The following is a 22,281-nucleotide window of genomic DNA, read 5'->3' as shown; positions in this document are numbered from 1 at the left end:
AATGAAACCGCTTATTGTCATTACATACGGAGTTAATACAAAAGAAGAAAAATTAGTAAACTACAAAAGGACAATTGAAGATTTTGGCGGTAGATATGAGTATATTATTTCTATGTCCGAATTCAAAAAGAAAAAGCTTGATGAGAAAATTGACGGGTTATTGCTTCCCGGCGGGGGAGATGCAGACTCAAGTTCTTACTGTGAAAAAAATTCCGATAAAGTAAAAAATATAGATACTCCAAGAGATAAGCTTGAAACAGAGCTTGCGCGGTATGCGATAAAAAATAGAATTCCATTACTTGGTATATGCCGGGGTTGTCAAATGTTGAATATTGCAACCGGCGGGACGTTAATGCAGGATATATATACGGAATGCAAAAACCCGCTGAGGCATTCTCCCGTAAATGAAAAATCACAATGTGACGAAATGCACCAGATGAAAATTAAAAAAGGGACTTTTATTTTCGGACTTTTCAAGGATATTCTTGATAGTAATAATGAAGTAACGATAAACTCATACCATCACCAGGCGTTGAAAAAATTAGGTAAAGGTCTTATCGTATCTGCAGTTGCGAGCGACGGAATTATTGAAGCAGTAGAAAGCAAAGATAAAAAACATTTCTGTATAGGTGTTCAATTTCATCCCGAGCGAATGCGCCAGACAAAGTTACACGAGAAGTTATTTAAGGAATTTATTAAAGTCTCTAGAAAGCCCTTTCCAGCTCTGCTGGATTAGGGATTTCTATCTGGAGCGAAGCGAAAGATTCTGCCCTTTCTGGCTTAGGAATTTCTTAGTTGGAGTTTGTTTAGTTAGAAACATTACTCCAACTTATCCCGCTTCGCAGGATACCTGATCCGCCTCAGGCGGCAAAGCGAAAGATTCTGCCCTTTTCAGCTAGGCGAGGTAAAAATCAGTCAGATACTACTTTTATCGTTTTTAGCGAATTATCTTCAGCTCCGGTAAACTTCATACCTGCTTCCATTCCAATTTTAATGTAGTCAATAACTTCTTCGGAAATTTTTTCACCCGGTAATAGTAAAGGTATGCCCGGGGGATAAGAAACGATTAACTCCGCCGAAATACCCCCTATGGAGTTGGATAACGTTAAGGCTTTTTGAGGACTAAAAAGAGCCTGATGAGGAATTAACAACTGCTGTGGTACATTATTCAAAGAACCTATTATATTGCGGTATTTTTTTGATATTTGTTGGATTTTCTGAACATTTCCTTTTTCTTTGGAGGCAAAATCTGCCAGAGAAGAGAGAAAATAGTCAATTCTTTTCTCTGTATCACCTATGCTTACAATTGCTACAATGTTAAACAAATCCGCCATTTCCACTTTTATTTTGTATTTTTTTCTTAATATTTTTTCCATATCATAACCTGTATATCCAAGTTCTTTTGCAGTGATTATAAGACGGGTCGGGTCCATAGCATAACATCCCTTTTTGCCGAGCAATTCTTTGCCGTAACAACATAATCCCTGTATTTTATTAATATGGTTTCGCGCTTTTTCTGCCAATCTGATAGCTTTTGTCAGCAAACTTTTCCCTTCAGTAGCCATTTGCATACGCGTGCAATCAAGAGAAGCCCTTAGCAGGCAAGACGGGCTTGTTGTCTGGATTAAAGTGATCATTGATTTGACTCTGTCTTTTTTTACTCTATTTCCTTTTATATGGAGCATAGAGCTCTGGGTCAATCCCGAAAGCAATTTATGTGTACTGTTGGTACACATATCAGCTCCGGCATCCATAGCCGAAACAGGAAGGTCGGGATGAAACTTAAAATGAGCTCCCCATGCCTCATCAATTAACATTGTTTTTCCATAAGAATGAGCAATTCTAACTATTTTTTGAGTATCCGTTGATAGCCCGTAATAAGTAGGGCTGGCTATAATTAATACTTTTGCCTTTGGATGTTTTTTTATTGTTTTTTCCACATCTTCGGGTTCAACGTTAAAAGGGACGTGAAGTTCTTTATCAATCTGGTAAGGGATAAACACGGGAACTGCGCCTGCCATAATAATTCCTGACATAACAGATTTATGGGCATTACGGGGTACGATTATTTCATCTCCATAATTGCAGGTCGCCAGAAGCATCGTATGAATTCCACCCGTACTGCCATTAACCAGAAAAAAAGAATTGTCTGCGCCGTAAGCTTCTGCTGTGAGTTTTTGGGCGGATCTTAATGCGTTGTCGTAATCTTCGATGTCATCTATATCTAAGTCTAATTTTAGAGCTTTCTCACCGATGAGATCACGAAACTTTTTGACCGTTCCCCCGCCTTGTTTGTGCCCGGGAGTATGAAAAGGAACCACCCTATCCCTTACATACTTAATCATCGCGTCAAAATAGGGAGTGTCTTTTTGCGTTAGCATTTAATGCTGTGGGGAACATATTCTTAAAAAATGTTTTGTCAAAACTTTTTTTTATTTTTTTTATTAAAGTGTTATTCCTCTTACTCGTATACCAATTATTTCCCTTGACATTCATTGTAGAATAGATAAAAACTTTCAGATTATAATAAAGGTTAAAATAAAAAAGGGGAAGAATATGAAAACATTGAGAGTTAGTATGTTGAAAAAAACAGTATTGTTTTTAATGACGGTTATTTTTGCGATGACAATAACTACAAAGGATTCAATTGCCAAAGATATGTGGGTGATTGCATATCATCCTTGTTACCAGTGGAATGATGTCCCTGCACAAAACGTTCCCTGGGAGCATATTACCCATTTAAGCCTTGGTTATTTATGGCCGGTAAAAACAGGAGGCGTGTATACCGTAGCCGTGCTTGATGGTTGGAGCGGAGACTGGAATAGTTGGCGCAACACTGCAAAAAGCTATGTAGATACGGGACATATTGAAAATCGAAAAATACTTTGTATGCTTGGCGGAGCAGGCTCTAATCCTGATAGCGTCTGGAATAAGGCTACTTCAACGGCAAATATTGACAGCTTTGTTGCAAACATTAAAGCTATATTACAACCAATGGGGTTTGATGGTTTAGATCTGGATTGGGAAGATGCCGTTGACTACTCCAAACTGGTACTACTTGCGCAGAAACTCAGAGCAGCCTGGCCGGATGCAATTATTACTATCCCAACGGGCTGTCAGGGGCAAGATGCCGTTGATTTAGCGCCTGCCAAAAACGCAGTTGACGTATTTATGCCGATGACTTATCTTGATATAGCCCAATGGGGAGGATGGCTCATCCCGATACCTTTAACTCCTCTATACTCTGCGGGTTCTAACCCGTATTCAATAGAGTATGTTCTTAATAGATGGACATCTGCAGGTGTTCCGGATTCAATGATTATGATGGGAGTTGGAGGTTTTGGCTCCGTATGGGGGGATTTAAGCGGAAATGGTCGCGCTCCAATAGCGCCATATTCAAATACTGACTTAAATGAAGGAGTAGAAGGCGAAACCTACAGTATTGCCAATGATAACCTTGTTACCTGGAGTTGGGTAAAACAGGTTCTTACTGCTAATCCTGAAATGGTTGAAGCATGGGACGATACAGGCAAATGCTCGTATTGGCATACACCGGCGGTAAATGATTTGGTATCCGTGCAAATATGGGGACAACCGCGTAATATAAGCCTTATATTTTATGAAACACCGCGTTACATAGCCGAAAAAAAAACATATTGTTTAAACAATAATATGAAAGGAATGATGTTCTGGACGTTATCACAGATGATGGATGGCGACTCTTGTCCTATTCTGGAAACGGTAATTCCGGTAGAAGAGACGCAATCGCCCAAAATTTCTCAATTTAAGTTATACCAAAATTATCCAAATCCGGTTACTGCGGGGACTTATCTTGAATACGCTTTGCCTAAGGATGCAATGGTTAGAATTAAGATTTATGATAGGACAGGTAGAATTATTAAGACACTAATTGCCAATAATCAAAAGAGTGGAAATTATAGAGTTTTCTGGAATGGACAGGATAATGCCGGGCAGAAAGTATCAAATGGAATCTATTTTTGTCGTATGGAAGCCGATAATTTCAAAGCAACAAAAAGTCTTATAGTATTGAAAAACAAGTAAAGCGAAAGAAAGCGACCCTAAATGGTCGCGCTACGAAGAAGCATATTGGCTATACAGAAAAGTACAAGCCAATAAATATCTTTTCCTTAGGACTATCCTAAATTCCAGATTACATCTTTAGACTTAAAAATACCGTAAGGTAGTTTCTTTGAGATAGTAGATTTGACGAATTCCGGCAGAACAAAACAGGATTGATGAAGTTCAGAATTATAATACTTAAAACTTAAGTTTCGTTCTTTTATTCGTTTATTTAATTTGTCAATCTTTACTTCACCGGGAATAAGTTTTTTTGAGCCGACCGTGAAAGACCAGTAAATCCCGGGATAAGTTGGTATAATTGCGGTATAAACTTTAACAATCGGGAATACTGCTTTCATATTATCAACTACCATTTGAAGCATAGTCGGTTGAAACACGGGAGAACCGCTTTGAGTAACTATCATCCCGTCATCACTCATACGCGAATAAGCATTTCTATAAAATTCAGGTGTAAATAGTTTTACCGCTTCTCCAACAGGGTCAGTTGAATCTACCAGCATTATGTCATAAGTATCTTTACTTTTTTCCAGAGTTATGCTTGCTTCCGCGCATATTATGTCTGCTCTTTTGTCGGAATAAACATTTTCCGCTATATTCATATATTTTTGGCATTCATCAACTACATCTTTATCCAGCTCAACCATAGTTGCTTTTTTGACGGGATGTCTCAAAACTTCCCGTAATATTCCGCAATCTCCGCCCCCAACTATATAGACAAATTTCGGGTCGGGATGCGTTAACATTGGGATATGAACTAACATCTCATGATAAACAAATTCATCTACCTCGGTTAACTGGACAATATCATCCAAAAGCAGCATTTTCCCAAACTGGCAGGATTCTACGACTTTTATATTCTGGAAAGGAGATTGTTTTTCGTGGATAAGATTTTTAATCTCATATTTTACCGTATAGTGTGGATAAATTTTTTCTTTAACCCAATTCTGGCAGTTTTTAGACGATTTTTCATTCATATTATTACTCCTCCTTTAACCTATTTTCTTTAAGATATTCGTTTATTATTTTAATACTTGCTGAAGTGCCGATTCTTGAAGCTCCTGCATTAATAAGTTCAATAGTCTGGGCAAGTGTTCTTATTCCTCCCGATGCTTTTACTCCGAAATTTTGTCCGACAGTATTGCGAAGCAATTTTACATCTTCCACAGTAGCCCCGCCATATCCAAATCCAGTGTTTGTTTTTACGAAACCTGCTCCTGACTCAAATACGATTTTTGTTGCCTTTATTTTTTCTTCCGTTGATAAAAGTCCTGCTTCAATAATTACTTTTACAATTGTTCCTTTTACTGCATTCACCACTTCTTTTATATCGTTTTCTACTTCTGTATATAAACCTGATTTTAGAAAACCTATATTCATTACCATATCAATTTCATCTGCCCCGTTGTTGACACATTTTTCTGCTTCTATTGCTTTTGTAATTGATGTTCCAAGTGGGAAACCGGATATTGAACAGACCTTAATCCCGGTTCCTTTTAACTCATTTGCCGTAAACTTAACCCAGCATTGATTGATACAGCAAGACCAGAATCCAAATTGAATTGTTTCGTCTATATGTTTTTTTATATCCTGCTTAGTAGCATCAGGCTTCAATAACGTATGGTCAATCAATTTGCAAAGTTCTTCGATTTTCATTTATTTTTCCCTTTTAATTTTCCGTATAGCCTTAAAAGCCAACTCTTCTTTGTTGTGATTGCATTCTCAGGACACATTTCGTTGCAACAGAAACATGAGATACATAAATTTTTGTTAATTATAGGATAAGGCGATAACTTTATTGCTTTCGCGGGGCAGCTTTCGGCGCATACTCCGCATTTTATACATTTATCCCTAATAACAAGAGGCTCTATTCTTCTTACTGTGTTGTAAATACCCATTAACATAGGAGGAATATTGCTTATTGTTATTGCCGATTTTTTGAAATTCACGCTTACATCTTTTATAGTTTCGCCTAGAATCCGTATTTTATTTAAATCTCCGGTACCGAGTCCTCTTTTATCCGCGATAGAATTTGTGTAAATATCCGCAGGATTAAAACCTATGATTTTTGAAGCTACGGTATCGAGAGCAACGGCATCATAAGAAGCAAGAACAAGTCCTGCGAATTTAGGAGAGCCGTTATGCGGTCCCTCGCCTTCCATCCCTATAACAGCATCCATAATGTTTAAATGTGGTTTTACAGCCGAATAAATGTCGATTATCGAGTTGCTGAATTTTTTATAAGACCCGAGTTTGTGAGCGATGTCCCTGGTTTTTGGGGCTATAACGCCAAACATATTTTTGACTGCGCCGGTATATAACGTATTTAAGTGGGTCTTTAATTTCGGGATAGAAATAATTACGTCTGCTTCCAATGCAAGTCTTGCTACATACATAGTTTTCAAGTGAACGGCATTCGGAACGTTTATTTTAACAAAAGAATTATTTACGCTTTCAAACTGAAGGGCTTCTATTCCGGCAGCATCTGCGATTTCTTTCATACCCGATTTGATAATGGCTCTATTGTTTTTGTTTGCAGAGAAAGAACCCGGGGAATCCGCTATGATTGGTATCCCGCCGACTTTTTTTATAAGTTCTATGATTGTTTTTACTATTGCGGGATGGGTTGTTACGGCTTTTGAAGGCTCCGTGCCATCCAGAAGATTTACTTTTAGAAGAACTTTATTTCCCGGTTTAATTATATCCTGTAAATTTCCAATAAGCGATAAAGCCTTTTGGACTGCCGTATCTACATTTGACTGTTCGTAATCTTTACACCTGACGATTGAAACATTAGTCATATCTTAGACTTTTAAATATATTGTTTCAATGATTCTATTGTTTTGAAAGGGTCTGTTTCTATTACGCTGCAAGCATAAAGTTCCATTGCTCCAATATCCGTAGTTTTGTTTTTCAGATTGCCCCTGTCAACCAATCGTATGGTTACTGGGAATTCATCCCATTCTGGATTATTAGTCGATTCCAAAGGTTTCATCATAATAACAAGATTAAATGCCCGTACTCCAATGGTATAGTAGCATTTTAATAAACTTGCTAAAGTTAGGCCGAGATTGGAATCTAAGTTAGGAGTATTAATCAGCAGTTCTTTTTCTTTTACCGGGGTAAGATATGACATAACGTTTATGCCTGATTTTGGCTGAATTCCAAGACCCAAGACATTATGTATATGGAATAAATCCTGCCAGTAATTACTGTTATATTTCTTGAAATAATTATTTGCATTGGTATTAAGGGCTTCTATTTTAGGATAAGGAGTTTCCGACAAAAGTGTTTGCATATGCCCGTGAATCACGGAAGCTCCCGCTCTCCATGTGCAGTTCCACATAATAAAAGGAAATATAGCTTCATTATAACTTTTGTGAGCTTGTTTCAACCATTCTTGTGCCGTACTCAAATAATCATTAATTCTTTCTGCTTCAAATACAAAAGGATAATGTTCGTCAAAAATTACGAGTCCGTGTAGCCCGTCATATTTTGCGATGTTACTTGCCGTTATGCAGTGTTTGCCTTTGACTCTTCCAAATGTATCTGCCGGTGTTAGTTTCAGCGGATCACAAAACGCGCATCCTTTTGTTTCCTGCAATGTTTTTTCTTCGTTCTCGTCCGTTTTTGCTTCTATGGGTCTTTTGGAGCGTAAGTGATTAAAGAGAGCTCCTTCATGAGTTATATTGTTTACTACCTGTAAAATATCCTGTTTTTCTACTGTTGAAATCTCTCCGAATCGTGGTTTTATCCAATCATGCATTTCCGGAGGGATAGCAAGTTCGCCGGTCCCTTTTGACATTTTGAAGATGTTATTGAACAACTTTTTGTCTTCGGGGGAAAGTTTTTCAACAAGTTCATTTAATTTTAATATTTCCATTTTTCACCTCGCTGGTTAATTCTACAAGTGTTGCCGAGCTCCATGCCTGTGCAAGACACCCGCAGGGGTTTAATTTTTTTGCAGAAGATAATTCTGCGCAATGACCTATAAATCCATAAGATAACATTTCGGTTGTAGACGCTTTCAATATATCTTTTATATAAGTATTAAAATAGACTTTGTCAATCCTATACATAGATATAGCGGCAAGATTATTAACAAAGAACCATGAATCGCCATTGTGATAGCTTCTATCGTCTTGCCCCGTGTATTCGTCACAGTATAAAGGATTGTTTATGTCTATTGTAGATAATCCGCCCCATTTCAGCCATAATTTTTTAAGTGTTTCTGAAAACACTGATTTCCACTCGTTTTTAGTAAGTAATTCAGGATATAAATAACTGGCGATAAAAATATTTGGTCTTATTGTTGTGTCAAGATTGCCGGATTCGTCTATGCCGTCGGAAAGCATTCCGTTTACAAAAAATTTGCTTTTAACTTCTTTTTTTAATTCCTGCTCCATTTTAGTATATTTTAACGTGTTGGTTTTTGTTAATGTGGATATATAATTTATAGCTTTGAGCATAGAGAGTTGCAGTGCCTGTATTTCTATTCTGTATCCTGCCCGCGGGATTGTATCCATCCATGTTTCTTTTTTATTGTTCCGAATTAAGCCGGTTTGTCCATAATTACGATATATGTTGTCAACACTATTATGTAATGTTTTTTCTATTTCCGTAAGTTCTTTTTTGGAGAAGTATTTATTCAAAGAATGTTTTGAGTTTAGTGTTTTCAGGAGAAGTGATAATCTGTGAAAAAGCCATCCGATAGCATCGGCGCTGCCGAGGGATGGGGGAGAAGGGGCATACCAATTTGATAATCTGCCATCTTCAAGAATACTGTTAAGATAACGGGATAATATAGATTTAGCCAATTCATATTGTCCTGCCACTATTATAGCGCCTGTGGATATTAATTCATCTCTTGCCCAGAACTGGAAAAACCAGGGGAAACCTGCAAATATACCTATTCCGGCGGGTGTGTCCGTTACAAGCGATTTTAGTGCGTTTGTTTCATTGCTCAAGCTAGAAGCTTGATTTACAAGTGTATCACAAGCATCTTGCTTGTGTTTGAAACTTTCAAGCCGAAAGTTTGAATTACTTCTGCTGCTCAAGCTGGAAGCTTGAGTTACTTCTGTATCACAAGCATCTTGCTTGTGGCTATTTTTAGGATTGTCTTTTATATATTTCCGGATTTTTTCTAATTGTTCGGGGCTTCTGATTATATGATCAAAAGATTCGTGCATCCACAATTCAGTTTTCTGATGGAGTAGTTTATTTATCTCATTGGCAGTAAATGATTTCCATGAATGGAGAATCTGCGTTAAAGTCCATATCCCTTTTGGAATAACAATAACATGAACATGGTTAGGCATAATGATATATTTGTCCAAATAGTATCTCTCATTATCGAAATACATTATTGCATTTTCAACAATTTCCTTACATTTAGGATTGTCTAATACGCAGGAGCCATAGCTGTTGTCTAATAATTTATCATATCTTCTTGAAAATAAACAATAATATTCTTTTTGTTTTTCTTTAGATAATTTTTCTATGTTGAATGTATCAGAAATACCATTTTGCTTAAGCCATAAATTCCTTTCTTTTTTTATATTATCTGCCACTTCTTTTGGAATAGAATCATTCAGTCTGAAAGTGACAAAATATGATTTTCCTTTCTGTTCCCAATGGGGCAAGTTTCTTTGGTGTATACCTAATTCATCATTGGGATCAAAGTAAATACTGTTATCAATTTCATAATTGCTATTTTCAAGCTGGAAGCTTGAACTACTGCTGCTCAAGCTAGAAGCTTGAGTTACTTTAAAAGAAAATACCAGTTTTATATTGTTTTGGACTTTAATTTTTAATGCTTTATAAATGTAGAATTCAGATTTGCCATTTCTTTTTTTATCATATGGATATTCTTTTTTTACCCATTGCCCTATATTTATATATTCTTTTACTCCATTGATGGTCAAAGATTTCCCGTCTTTTTTGTATAATATTTTTAAGTTATCATTTTCCCGTGTAATTTCATAAATTCTATTTGTATCATCAAAATCATATATTTCTCTGAAGTCTAAATCTATATTTATATAGCCGGTATAGTTAGTAACTTCATAAATTATATCGGTGTCTTTATAGTAAAACTTTTCTTTGGTTTTGCCGTTTATTCTTTCTATGGAATCATAGTTATTTATTATGTTTTCGGGGAGTAAATCAATACTTATATTTTCTATTGTCTTATATAGAGTCCATTTCTCGGGTAGAAAATGAAATAAACCTAAAAAATTAGAAAACTCGGAATTTCCAAGTGCAATATAATTCCCGTTATTATTTGTAAGTAAAAATAGTTTTTCTTCCATAGGCAGACGGGAATTATTTACTCGCATCAGGTAAGCGTAACTTACAATATTCTATTCGGAACTATGCCGTTTATTTAGAATGCACTTAACTTTCGACTATTCCCTGTATATTTTTATTTCTCCAGTGCCATATTATGTGCCTGGATATAGTTACATACAAGAATTTTCCATTCAACAAGCCCGGTTAATTCTTTCGCTATTATTTTTTGGTTTACCCTGTCTTCGTGTGATAGATGGAAAAAGTCGGACATAAGTTTATATAGTTGTTCGACAACGTCTTCGCGTTTTATACCTAATCGTTTTAACAAGTATATACCTTTTCCAACCCATGTTTTTTGTGATTCTATGAATTTACCGAAGCCGGCTAAGTCGGTGGTTATTGCCGGGACACCTAAGGCTCCTGATTCCAGAGGAGTATATCCCCACGGTTCGTAATAACTTGGAAATACGCCTAAATGAGCGCCTGCAATGGCATCGTAATAAAATAAATTTGACAACCCGTCATTTCCTGTGAGGTAAACAGGGTAAACGATTACTTTAACTTTACTTTCTTCGCTATTATCAAGTCCGTTTGCCTTTAGTGTGGATATTACGGCATCAAATTCTTCGTTTTCAATTTCGTGAGTTGCTATCGGTGGGTTCCCACTTCTCTTGAAATGCAGAGTTTCTTTTCTTATGTTCTGCATAAACTTGTTAATAGATCCGGATGCTTCTTCTGTCCCTTTTGCAGAGATAAATTCATCTGTTATGTTCGTGCTTAATTCGTTTATATGTTTATTTACATACTCTTTTATGCGGAAATAGTAATCCCTGTTTTCCGATAACGTGGATTTTATTCTCTTAACTGCCATAGGAACCCAAAAGAAAAAGATAATATTATCTTTAGGCTGTTCATCCTGAAGTTCTTTGTCCAATTTGGCAAGCGCTTCAATAAGTATATCAAGCCCTTTATTTTTAAATTCATATCTGCAAGAAGTATAGAAAATCAGATTTTTGCTGACATCCATTTTGTAGTAAGGTAAAAAGTAGTATTTCAGGAATTCTCTTATTTTATCACGGTTAAAAACGTGTTTGATAGAAGTTTCTTCTATAGTCGGAAAAGCAGTGGAGTTCATCCCATTTAGTAATAGAATATCCGGTTTTCTACCGAGTATTTTTTCAGCTTCAACTGCAGTAACTTCGGAAACGGTTGTAAAAATATCACAAGTTTGGGCAGTTGCTCTTTCCACGGTAAATTTATCTTCGACGTGTAATTTATAAGCAGATTCCTCAGGATTTACGGATCCCAATTTTTCATAAAATGCTTCTCCGCTGCCTGCCAGGCTTCTTCCCAACATTGTGGCGTGAGTTGTAAATATAGTTTTGATTTTTGATTTTAGACTTTTTAAGTTCAATACTATAAAACCTGCAAGCCATTCGTGACAGTGAGCAACTATTTTATCTTTAGCGTATAACTTGCCCAATCTATCAAGGAGCATTGTTACTCCTTTTGACCACAACATTGGTTCTTCAAAATCCCATCCACTTCTTAGCGAATCTACTTTATAATTTTCCCATAATTCCGATTTTACGCCGTTTTTCATTGAAAGAAGTTTGTCAAACCCTATTAGTATTGCATTAGGTTCACCGGGGATTAGCCATTTTCCATAATGACATTCTACTCCCGCAATTGCAAGAGATTTGAAAATTCCGTTCCATTCCTGTGGAGGCTTTTCTTCCCTGAATTCTTTGAGTGAATTATTCCCAAGGTAAGGGCCTACCGCATAGTAATTTTTATAGCAGCTTACCATAAAAGGAGCTTTTTCTCTAATTACCGTGTAAATTCCACCTACTTTGTTGCATACTTCCCATGAAATTTCAAAAGCATAATCAGTTTGTGGTTTTAGTTCCGAAGCCATAGTTTCCCCCTCATTTCTTTCGGGATAACACCCTTACTTAAGGTTTTGCAATCCCTTCTTTTAGTAATTTAAAATTATAATTAGGGACAATTTAACTGATTTACATAAGAAAGTCAATAAATTGTTTTTCTTTTTTCTAAAGGAAGAAGGCATTGCCTTTCTTCTGCATTTGTATATTCTGACCAGTATAAATTTTTGTGTAGCGAAATTGCAAATAGCTATACAAAAATAAGGACAAATATATTTAATACATCGTTAATACTCATCTAACGACATTTATGTGCTCTATACAACAAAAATCCTACCAATTACTTTGAAAGGTAGTTAGATATTGCTTTTTTGGTTTCAGCTTGATTCCCTGCATTCGCAATTTTAACAGCTAGATCAGGGAGCTTGAATACGTCTCTTACCCAATTTGCAAAATCGTTTCTATCTAAACTTACGTGGTGATAGAAGATCGAGTCATCCATTGTGTCGAGTGTATCTTTAAGGTCTTTTAGGGTCCTTAAAATCCTGCCATCCTGTAAAAAGAAACTTTTTTCTACCGGCACTTCTTTTATTTTTGTTTCTGGCAATTTTGCTGTAGATTTTGGCGATTGCTTTGAAACTATTTTTTTAGCCATTTCTTCCTCCTTTTTGGAAGTTAATATCCTTGTTCTCATATCGTTTAGAACATTCATAAAAGATATGAACCCTTCGTAAGGACTTTCGTAAGGGTTGAAATATTTATGCACATCACCGTCGCTAAACCATTTTGTGCACATATAATAATAATGGTCAGAAGTAGTTAATCGTCTCCAATCTTCTAATAATTGTTTATCTTTGGTTCTTTTTACCTGCATTTCCATTTTATATAGAGTCTCAGCCGCATTAATCTGCATACGATTCCCGAGCCATGCGCTTAAATCTCGTTCCATATCTGCCCAGGAAATGAAATTTGGTATGTTTAATTCTGAGATCGGGGGATATTTTTCCACGACTTCGCTTACCGTAAGGAAATTATTGTCTTTATTTTTCAGGATACTTTCCGGCAATGCTTTTAGAAATTCAAAAATACCTGTTGCCTGCCATTGGTGTTCGCCGAATGTCTCATAATCCATAAATAGATTTATTACTACGCCATTCCCGTTTACCGCGGAAACCCATTTTGTAAACTTATCTGCGGTTAAAGGGTATTCATTCCAATCTTTATTGCTGAATCTGAACGAAATATCATCGCTTAATTTATAGCTTCGCAAAAGTAAAGCTACCTTAGTATTCGGAACGTGATATACAAAATGCGGAGAACGCCAATCGAGAATGCTGTCCGCTCCTTCAATCAAAACCGCCTTAAAACCGAGAGATTCAATGAACCTTGCTATTTCGTCACTGAATATTAACTCCGTGTTCCTGAATACGACAGGCGTTTGCTTGAACAACTGTTCTATTTTTTTTCGATGCATAGTAATCTGTTCTTTGAATTCCGCCTTAGAGTATAGATAAGACAGCGAGTGATAATAAGTTTCGTTTACGAATTCTACGCATCCCGTTTCTGCGAGCCTAACGAACGACTCTATAACTTCGGGCGCATACTTTTCGAATTGTTCAAGCGCTACTCCGGTTATGCTGTAAGAAACTCTGAATGCCCCTTTATGTTTTTTTATAAGGTCGTAAATAACGGCGTTTGCGGCAAGATAACATTTGTCCGCAACTTTTCGTGTAATCTGAAAATTTTTGGCATCATCAAAATAATCGGATCTGTTCCCGATATCAAAAATGCTGTAATTTCTTAACCTATAAGGTTGATGAACCTGGAAATAAAAACATACGCTTGGCATAATATTAAGATTTTTTGCTCTTTTTGGTTTTGGTTTTTTTGTCCGTTTTATCAGCGGGTTTATAATATTTATTATATATTTTTATGCATTCCATTGCAGGCCTGTCCCATGTGATGAGTTGAACTTCCTGGAATCCCTTTTCTTTGAGTTCTTCCTTTAACGGTGCATATGCAAGGACTTCCAGTATTTTCCCTGCCAGCGCGTTTATGTCCCAGAAATTTACTTTTAAGCAGTGTTTGAGGATTTCCGAAACGCCCGTCTGTCTCGAAATTATCGTAGGGACTTTTTTGTATTGCGCTTCCAGCGGGGTAATCCCGAAAGGCTCGGAAACCGACGGCATAACGAAAACATCTGCCATTCCGAATAACCGCTCCGCATCTTTTCTATCATAGAATCCGGTAAATATGAATTTATCCGCCATCCCGTAATCCGCCACTTTTTCTATCATTCGGTTTAACATATCTCCCGTTCCCGCCATTACGAATAGGACATTTTTATTCTTCTGCAGAACAAGCTTTGCCGCTTCGACAAAGTAGTCAGGCCCTTTCTGCAAAGTTACCCTACCCGCGAACAACACTATTTTCGGTCTTCCTTCGACATCGGCCTTTCTGGCGTATTCGGTTGAAATCATCGGAGTAGAGGCGTTATGAATTACGACTATTTTCTCCCCGCCTATGTAATAATTATGCATACATCTTTCTTTTACTGCCTTACTTACCGCGATTACGGTGTCCGCTTCAACCATACCTTCCCGCTCTATTTTATATATTTCCGGGTTTGCATGCTGCCCACCGGATTTGTCAAATTCGGTTATGTGAATGTGCACTACTAATGGTTTTCCCGTCAGTTTTTTCAATACGATTCCGGCAGGAAAAGTCGTCCAATCGTGAGCGTGTATCACGTCAAACTTCTCTTTTTCCCCGATTGAAATTGCTCTTATTGCAAACCGATAAACTTCTTCGATTAAATTTTTGCCGTACAATTCTCCGCCTTCTTGCCCCATAAATCCCATTTCTTTCCCCATAAACCGTTTTACTGCGCTGTATTTTTTTTGGTATTCATCAAACGTAATATACGGGTTGAGCAATGATTCTATTGTTTTTATGGTTATGTTTAGTTTTATGCTTTTTGCTATGCTTTCATGAATCTCGGTAAATTCGTTAAAATCCTTATCGGCAATTAGAAATTTATTTAAATGTTTCGTGCCGGATGTTGGTTGTAAAGGCCCCGAAGGCATTACAAAAATTATTTCTTCCCCTCTTCTCGCAAGCGCCTTGCTTAATTCACTGCATACCACACCGACCCCGCCTGCAAAAAAAGGCGGAAATTCCCAGCCTAACATTAGAATTCTCATTAACTAGCGTCTCCTATTGAGGATTACCTTTTCCCCTCTCAAAAATACTGCTTAAAACGTGCGCAGAGTTAATTCTCCGGAACTTTTCTTTAAGCATTCCCTTCTCAAAAATTGTAAGCAATTCGGAAGAAATTTTATGTTCCCCCTCTTTTTTAATCGATTCTATCGCGTCTCTCAGACTACACGGCTCATCAGAAATCACTCCCAAAACAATTTTGGAAAAATTAGGGTCCTGCGAAAACGCATCCCGGTGAGCATCAAAAAAACACTCCTCTTTCTTAACGGAATCTCCCGTATCACCATTCGTCTGCTCTATGTTCGATAGTATGCGATAAAAAATCTTATGCAGAACCTCCGTAAGCGTCTTCTGAAAAAGATTATCCTTACTCTTAAAATAATAGTAAAGCAATGCCTTGTTTACCCCCGCTTTAGCGGCAATCTCTTCCATGCTTGCTCCGTGTTTCCCCTTCCGGGCAAAAACTTCAATCGCAGCAAGAATAATTTTTCCCTTGCTGTCACTATTCTCTTTCCCCATAATGTTTCATTCAAGTTAACTGAAGCGTTAAGATAGCTATGAAAAACTGTAGTGTCAAGAGAAAAAAATGTTTATAAGCCGCTAATAACAAGCTATTCAATATCTTGTATGTCGTTTTTTGTATTTCACTACAGGTTGTATTATCTTTTTGCGGAGTTGGAGGAGAAATATAGGTAAAATCCTACCTTGGTAGAAAAAAAACAATTTAGGAGATTTTCGTTAATAACTTCTTGTTAAGTTTTCCGTTGTCCGTGACCTACTTCAGAAAATTCACGATAGACAATTGCATTATGCTTATTCCGGTTTGCAACGCCGCTTGCAGCGCTATCTGGTTCTTCTGCAATTCCATTGATTCGTAAGCCATATCGGTGTCTTCCACTCTTGATAGGTCTGCTTTCCTCGTTAGTTGTGACTCTTCAAGGTTAGGAATGTGCGAGTTTAATCTTTCAAGCCTGGAACCAACTGTTTCTATCCCTGTTCGGATAAGCTCCCTTGCGTCATCAAGTTGTCCCATAGCCGTTTCTATCCCTGCTGTATCGTCAGCATAAAGCGCATCTCTCAGGTTTATAAGCGCCTGGAATGCGTCCGCGCCTCTGCTTGTTTTGAAAATTTCGTTCCCGCTAATGTTTATGGTCATAGTTTCGGATTCTGAAATTTGTCTCAGTATGTTTCCGTCAATACCCTTCGAGTTTGCTTTTACCCCCGATATTTGCGTTTCATAGTCTATAAGATAATTATTGGGCACCAACATCCCGCCGGTGGATAATATTGTGATTGTTCCCTCTTCATAGTCAATCGTATAATCTACTCCTTCCGTATAAGTTATCGTTCCTGTGGTGTCCGTTAGTAAAGCTGTGCCTCTCAGCATTTGTGCGGGAGGCGTCAAATCTATCGGAGTATCATACGCCGTGCCGCTTATATTCTGGTCGGCTACGTTTTCTTCCGTTTCGTATGGAGCCTCAAGCGTCTGGAATCCTCCGAATATGTATTTGCCTTTTGCCTGCGAATTTGCATTGTCAACAAACTCTTCGAGAAGCTGGTTCACTTCGTTTCCTACTGCTTTGCGGCTGTCCGGGCCTATGGTATCGCTTGCCCCGTAAGTTGCTAACTCGGATGCTGTCGTCAACGAATCAAACAAATTATTAACGGCCATCTCCGTAGAATTTAACCATGAAACTGCGTTATTGCTGTTTTCTATGTATTGATTGTTGGCATTAATGTTAGTCCTGGTTTGCATTGCCGTATCAGTCCCAATCGGATCGTCTGACGGTTTTTGTATCCTTTTTGTAGTGGCTATTCTTTGGTTATTCCAGAATAATCTTTCCTGCCCTTGTTCAATTTGGGCCAAAACATTTCTTGAAAGTAAATTTGTAGATATTCTCATTTTAGCTCACTCCCACCATACCAAGTATAGTTGCAAAAAGTCCATTTGCCATACTTACCACTTTTGCGGCAGCCTCGTAGCCGTGTTGATAATTTATCATATTTGTATATTCTTCATCCAGAGATACTCCGCTAACGGAATCCTGGTAATTTTTTAATTGCGTGAGCAACGCGTTTTCATTGTCGAGCATTATTCCTGCTGTTTCTGTGGTCGCCCCTATTTCGGCTACCGTAGAACTATAAAAATCCGCGAACGTTGCGGTCCCGTCATTCATACTTAAAGAATTTGCAAGTTTTGAAATTTGTAATGCCGTGTTTCCACTCCCCGGTCCTCCCGTTGATGAAGCTGCAATCAATGATAAATCAGACAAAATTGCGCTGCTTACAGAAATTGAGGATGCATCTGCGCCGCTGAAAAAACTCTTTGCCGTAGTCCCGTCTAACCCGTATCCAGCTCTGTGTACTGTATTTACCTCGTCTATAATAGAACCCGCTAGCGTATCAAGTTTGTCTATGTATTCGGGAATTTGCTCGTCCCTTATATACAGCGTGGCATGTAGTTCCCCGCTCTGCGGTTCCAGTTTTTCCCCGTTATACATTATGTCACGCATCTTTACACCGGCCCTGTCCGTCATTTCCGTTGTTAATTCAACCGTACTTAACCTGTCCACTATTACTTTATAATTTACGTATACGGCAACTGAACCGTCATCCGATTCTACCGTTTGAATGTTTGCAAAACTCGCCAACTCGTTTACGATTTTATCCCTTTTGTCACGCAAGTCGTTTGCTGTTTGTCCGCCGGCTTCGCTTTTGACTATCTGGCCGTTTAATTGTGCTATCTCTCCTGCCTTTGTATTGATGAGGTCTACTTTATATTCTATGTCCTTGTTTATATTCGTGATATTTGATTGTAATTGTTCTTTTAATCTGTTAAATGTGTCGGATAATACTTCCGCTTTTGCTACTAATACTCTCCTTGGTCCCGTTTCTTCCGGGCTGTTTGATACGTTCGCCCATGCGTTGAAAAAATCGGATATCATCTGGGATAATCCTGTATCCGTGGGCTCGTTTAAAATGCTTTCTATTTCCGTAAGCAGCGAACTGCTTTTATCCCATTCCCCAACCTGCGAAAGCTGGTCTTTTACCTGCGTATCTACGAACTGGTCTCTTATTCTCTCTATGTCTTCTATCTTGACGCCCGTTCCAACCGGCCCCGGAATTGTATCTATTGGTATATCCGATTGAAATATCGCTCTTTGTCTTGAATAACCCGGCGTGTTCACGTTTGCTATGTTTTGCCCGGTAACCGAAAGTGCATACTGATGAGATGAAAGGCTTTTTTTGCCGATGTCTAATATTTGAGATAAGCTTATCATATTTTTTTGTTTATTATTGCGGGTTCTTTTGTTTTTTCTCTTAATCCTTTTGCGCCATAAGTATTGTTTTTTCTTAAACTATAATTAAGGACTTTCATCCTGTCGCCCATAAATCTCAGCGTCCTCGATATCAAATACTGGTTGATCTTTGAAAATGTCATAAGTTCGTTGAAAACCGAAGAAAGCCGTTTCTTTACGTTGTCTAATTCCCTTACTTTCATACTGTTCTCGCGTTTTGAGTTCTTTATTATTTCAGAAATCGTTAACTTCTCGCAGGGTATGTTTAATATTGAACTGATATTCAAAATTATGCGCCTGCGCTCGTCTTCCATATTCATTATTTTTACCAGTAAATCCTCCGAATTATCCACGTTTACTTTCAACTCGTTCAAGTCGGAATTCTTTATGCAGTGCTTCTGCGACTTTGATATCTTTAACAGCTCTTCGCCCGTTTCAAGCTCGCTTTTCAGTACGACAAGTAATTCCGTTAATTCTTTGTCTATCATATTAGTTCATTTATATTCAGTTTATTATTAGTATTATCGTCAGTATTTAGGTAATTCTTTAGTTTTAAAATATCCCTGAACCCAAAATTAAAGTCTTTGCACAAGGCGTCTGCCATTTCAGTCCTTAATACCGGTTCAAGTGTCTCACCTAATCCGCTTCCATTTGAATCACTCCCTAATAAACCACTCCCCAAATTCGGAATGTGTAACTCCTTCAGCAATATGGATACGAACATCGATTCAAACTTTTCCCCTACTTGTTTCTGGTCTACCTTTTCGGTAAACGCTAAATTCCTGATGCCCGATACTTCCATTATTCAAACCCCTTGCGTAAGTCGTCCATAAATTCTTTTGTTACCGTTTCGGAAGAAACGTACAAATTCGCCGAAACAAACGTCGTATAAACAAGCGCTACGTTTACTTCGTGCTTTGTACATATACTAAAAGCCTTCGTAAGCGCCTGCGAAATTTCTTTTGTCCCGCTTCCTCTTATTATTATGCCGGTTAAATCTGTCAGGATAACGGTTTTTTCCCCGCCCGTTTTCTTCCTTGCCGTATTGATACCGAAAACCGTTTTTTCCAGGTTTTCATTGTTTATCATTATCAGAATATCCGATTTCTTTCCGTCCGGACTGGGTGTTGCATGAAAATATTCCGTGTCTACTCCTAATTCATACAAATCTCCCATTATTTCTGCCCCGACTCCGGGTTCGTTCTTTACGTTCTTTACTATTAAAAATGTCTGGTTAAATCTTATCGATACTTCCATAATTTCTCCTTTTAAAATAATTTTATATTATTATAACTTGCGCTCCTATAGCTCCCGATGATTTCAAACTCCTTATTATGTCAAGAACTTCTGTCTCCGTTACTCCGCTCTTGTACATCATTTCTATGAATTCCCCTACCGGGGTATCCTTCGTTATCTCAATTTTCATATCCTTATAATTCAATCTTACCGGGGAAACTTTCACGTTTAACCCGCTTACTACTGTCCCCGTCGTTCCGTTTATTACTACCTTTTCCTCAGCGTCAATTGCAATGTCTATCTTTTCTATCTCCGAAACGAACGTCAACGCTTTCCCTTTGTATGAAGCCGGTATTTTAATTCTTATCCTGCTCCCGTCCATCGCCTTCGCTAATGTGCTGTCACCAAATTGTTTGTTTAACGTGTCCTGCACGCTTACTGCCGAACTGAAATCCGGCGTGTTTAATAAAATATAGAATGTGTCCTTTATTTCGCTTTCTATCGGCAAATCTACAATTGCCCCGTTCATTATGTATCCTGTCGTAAGTTCTTTGTCCGAAGCATTTATTGTTCCCTGCGCTGTTGCCCTGTCCTTGCCGTTTGCATCTCTTAAAGGCGTTAACAATAAATTCCCGTCCCTGATGCTTTTTGCGTCCCCGATGGATGACACTTTGATGTCTACTTTTGTCCCTTTGGGTTTTGAAGTGGCAAGTTCTCCCGTTACCATTACCGCCGCAACGTTCTTCGTTTTGTTGCGTTTGTTCTTGTCCTGTGTGAAAATACCAAAATGTTCAAGCAGATTCTTTACCGATTGCTGCGTAACTAAAGAATTATAACTGTCCCCGCTTCCTTTTAATCCTACAACCAAGCCGTACCCTACAAGCTGGTACGACTGAATTCCCTCAATCGTCGAAATATCCTTAAGCCTTGCCGCTTGTGATATCCCCGCTATAAATATAAACACACTAATTAATGATATAATTTTTATTTTATCTGTTATTCTGTGTTTATTTGCGTTTATCTGCGGTTTCATTTTTCTCGTTCTCCTAGAATATCCAATCAAAAAGCTTCATAAAAAATCCTCTTTTCTGTCCCGAATCAACCGCGCCTTTTCCTTTGTATTCGATTTTGGCATTTGCCAAACGGTTTGAGTTTATATAATTGTCTGTTTCGATGTCTTCAGCCCTTACCACTCCTGATACTTTAATGGTCTGCGCATCCTGGTTGAGATTGATTTTTTTTTCGCCTTCGATTTTTAAGTTCCCGTTAGGCATTACTTCAGTGACGGTTGCCGTTATATAAGCGATTAATTTGTCTTCCTTGATGTTTCTTCCCCTGCCGTTGTGGTCGTTCTTTGTTGATATCCCTGCGGATACCGTATTCCCTAACGGAACCGATGCAGGCACTAAATTGCTCTGTGATAGGCCAAAAGAAACGTCATCGCTTTTGTTCGTTACGGTTTCTGCCCTGTTTGCCCCGTAAGAAGATTCGCTGATAAGTACCGTGACTAAGTCTCCGACTTTTCCTGCTCGTGGTTCGGTGAATAATGAAGAAAAACTAAAAAGCAATATGTATATACTAATCATAATTCCCCCCTGACGACTTTTTTGTCTATTACTTGTGATTTGATTATTTTTCCGTTTATGTCTATAAATATCGAATCGTTCAGCCATCCATCCGACTTGGATATCCCGTAAGAACGAATGGCGACGTCATTTTTATAAAATACGATTTCAACTTTGTCTCCCTTTTCAATAAGAGGAAGAGTTTCTATCATATCTTTTGTTATGAACTCATCTTTTGCCACAAACCTGTTTGTTCGCATTCCTACGATACTTTCAATATCTTCTATCCCTGCTTCTTCGCTGAATTTAATTTGTAAATCTTCTTTAGTTAATATGTGATGTTTGTCCAATCTTTTGACCGCAGACGCAACCGGTATCCAGAGCCTTACTTTAAGGTTAATCGGGACTTTCTTGAAAAAATCTTGATTCTGGATTTTTATCCAGGAAAAATTTGTCCCTTTATAAGTTACGTCTTTAGGTAATTCAAGTTCCAGTTTGTAATTACTATCGGCTATGGATACTTCTGACGGCGTATTAAGAGCCGAGACTTTCCATTTTCCGTTTTGCTGGGGTGGAGGAAGTCGTTTATACATATCCGCTACCGCAAAATTCGCCAGACTCTCTCCCGATATAATTACCGAAATAATAAAATTTAATATCATAATATCTTCTCTTTTTCTCCCTTAC

The 22,281-nt window shown here is 37.8% G+C and carries 20 protein-coding genes; 2 read left to right on the top strand and 18 right to left on the bottom strand.

Going from position 1 to position 22,281, the window contains the following annotated elements; genetic code table 11:
* Position 1: 1 nt before the first annotated feature.
* Positions 2 to 736 carry a gamma-glutamyl-gamma-aminobutyrate hydrolase family protein gene (locus tag WC614_04495; GenBank protein MFA5032261.1) on the top strand — a complete coding sequence of 245 codons (735 nt, stop codon included), beginning with the start codon at positions 2 to 4 and terminating at the stop codon, positions 734 to 736.
* Between the two features lie 175 nt (positions 737 to 911).
* Here the strand turns inward: WC614_04495 and WC614_04490 are convergent, their stop codons facing one another.
* Positions 912 to 2,381, bottom strand: coding sequence for an aminotransferase class I/II-fold pyridoxal phosphate-dependent enzyme (locus tag WC614_04490; GenBank protein MFA5032260.1), 1,470 nt, complete (start codon positions 2,379 to 2,381; stop codon positions 912 to 914).
* 175 nt (positions 2,382 to 2,556) lie between these two features.
* Here WC614_04490 and WC614_04485 point away from each other — a divergent pair, with 175 nt between their 5' ends.
* Positions 2,557 to 4,062, top strand: coding sequence for a glycosyl hydrolase family 18 protein (locus WC614_04485; GenBank protein MFA5032259.1), 1,506 nt, complete (start codon positions 2,557 to 2,559; stop codon positions 4,060 to 4,062).
* Between the two features lie 92 nt (positions 4,063 to 4,154).
* Here the strand turns inward: WC614_04485 and speE are convergent, their stop codons facing one another.
* The 17 genes from speE to flgA form a co-directional block, all read right to left on the bottom strand.
* Complete coding sequence (speE, locus tag WC614_04480; protein MFA5032258.1) at positions 4,155 to 5,075, bottom strand: polyamine aminopropyltransferase; 921 nt, start codon at positions 5,073 to 5,075, stop codon at positions 4,155 to 4,157.
* Positions 5,076 to 5,079: 4 nt separating this feature from the next.
* The gene (gene deoC / locus WC614_04475; protein ID MFA5032257.1) at positions 5,080 to 5,754 is read right to left on the bottom strand and encodes a deoxyribose-phosphate aldolase; all 675 of its coding nucleotides are present in this window, start codon (positions 5,752 to 5,754) and stop codon (positions 5,080 to 5,082) included.
* A complete protein-coding gene (locus WC614_04470) occupies positions 5,751 to 6,899 on the bottom strand; it encodes a DUF362 domain-containing protein (protein ID MFA5032256.1) in 1,149 nt (382 codons plus the stop codon). The genes deoC and WC614_04470 overlap by 4 nt, the downstream gene beginning before the upstream one ends.
* Positions 6,900 to 6,910: 11 nt before the next feature.
* The gene (locus WC614_04465) at positions 6,911 to 7,981 is read right to left on the bottom strand and encodes a hypothetical protein (protein MFA5032255.1); all 1,071 of its coding nucleotides are present in this window, start codon (positions 7,979 to 7,981) and stop codon (positions 6,911 to 6,913) included.
* On the bottom strand, positions 7,959 to 10,409 hold the full coding sequence (locus tag WC614_04460; GenBank protein ID MFA5032254.1) for an amylo-alpha-1,6-glucosidase: 2,451 nt from the start codon (positions 10,407 to 10,409) through the stop codon (positions 7,959 to 7,961). Before WC614_04460 ends, WC614_04465 begins: the two co-directional genes overlap by 23 nt.
* A 113-nt stretch (positions 10,410 to 10,522) precedes the next feature.
* Positions 10,523 to 12,307, bottom strand: coding sequence for a glycogen/starch synthase (locus WC614_04455; protein ID MFA5032253.1), 1,785 nt, complete (start codon positions 12,305 to 12,307; stop codon positions 10,523 to 10,525).
* A gap of 308 nt (positions 12,308 to 12,615) precedes the next feature.
* Positions 12,616 to 14,124, bottom strand: coding sequence for a polysaccharide deacetylase family protein (locus tag WC614_04450; protein MFA5032252.1), 1,509 nt, complete (start codon positions 14,122 to 14,124; stop codon positions 12,616 to 12,618).
* Positions 14,125 to 14,128: 4 nt separating this feature from the next.
* A complete protein-coding gene (locus tag WC614_04445) occupies positions 14,129 to 15,478 on the bottom strand; it encodes a glycosyltransferase family 4 protein (protein MFA5032251.1) in 1,350 nt (449 codons plus the stop codon).
* A 13-nt stretch (positions 15,479 to 15,491) separates the two neighbouring features.
* Entirely contained in the window at positions 15,492 to 16,013 is a 522-nt protein-coding gene (locus WC614_04440; GenBank protein ID MFA5032250.1) for a TetR/AcrR family transcriptional regulator, read from the bottom strand.
* 256 nt (positions 16,014 to 16,269) lie between these two features.
* A complete protein-coding gene (flgL, locus tag WC614_04435; protein MFA5032249.1) occupies positions 16,270 to 17,397 on the bottom strand; it encodes a flagellar hook-associated protein FlgL in 1,128 nt (375 codons plus the stop codon).
* A gap of 1 nt (position 17,398) precedes the next feature.
* Positions 17,399 to 18,775: a flagellar hook-associated protein FlgK gene (gene flgK / locus WC614_04430; GenBank protein MFA5032248.1), complete on the bottom strand. Its 1,377-nt coding sequence runs from the start codon at positions 18,773 to 18,775 to the stop codon at positions 17,399 to 17,401.
* A complete protein-coding gene (flgN, locus tag WC614_04425) occupies positions 18,772 to 19,281 on the bottom strand; it encodes a flagellar export chaperone FlgN (GenBank protein MFA5032247.1) in 510 nt (169 codons plus the stop codon). The genes flgK and flgN overlap by 4 nt, the downstream gene beginning before the upstream one ends.
* The gene (locus WC614_04420; protein MFA5032246.1) at positions 19,278 to 19,595 is read right to left on the bottom strand and encodes a hypothetical protein; all 318 of its coding nucleotides are present in this window, start codon (positions 19,593 to 19,595) and stop codon (positions 19,278 to 19,280) included. Before WC614_04420 ends, flgN begins: the two co-directional genes overlap by 4 nt.
* Complete coding sequence (locus tag WC614_04415) at positions 19,595 to 20,050, bottom strand: hypothetical protein (GenBank protein ID MFA5032245.1); 456 nt, start codon at positions 20,048 to 20,050, stop codon at positions 19,595 to 19,597. The genes WC614_04420 and WC614_04415 overlap by 1 nt, the downstream gene beginning before the upstream one ends.
* Before the next feature lie 22 nt (positions 20,051 to 20,072).
* Positions 20,073 to 21,062, bottom strand: a complete 990-nt coding sequence (locus WC614_04410; GenBank protein MFA5032244.1) for a flagellar basal body P-ring protein FlgI — start codon at positions 21,060 to 21,062, stop codon at positions 20,073 to 20,075.
* 13 nt (positions 21,063 to 21,075) lie between these two features.
* The gene (locus WC614_04405; GenBank protein MFA5032243.1) at positions 21,076 to 21,615 is read right to left on the bottom strand and encodes a flagellar basal body L-ring protein FlgH; all 540 of its coding nucleotides are present in this window, start codon (positions 21,613 to 21,615) and stop codon (positions 21,076 to 21,078) included.
* Entirely contained in the window at positions 21,612 to 22,256 is a 645-nt protein-coding gene (gene flgA, locus WC614_04400; protein MFA5032242.1) for a flagellar basal body P-ring formation chaperone FlgA, read from the bottom strand. The genes WC614_04405 and flgA overlap by 4 nt, the downstream gene beginning before the upstream one ends.
* Positions 22,257 to 22,281: the final 25 nt, after the last annotated feature.

The organism is bacterium, from assembly GCA_041649255.1.
In the GTDB taxonomy this organism is placed as follows: domain Bacteria; phylum Hydrothermota; class UBA3073; order JACQXS01; family JAQTXJ01; genus JAQTXJ01.
This window is presented reverse-complemented; position numbering and strand designations above follow the sequence as displayed.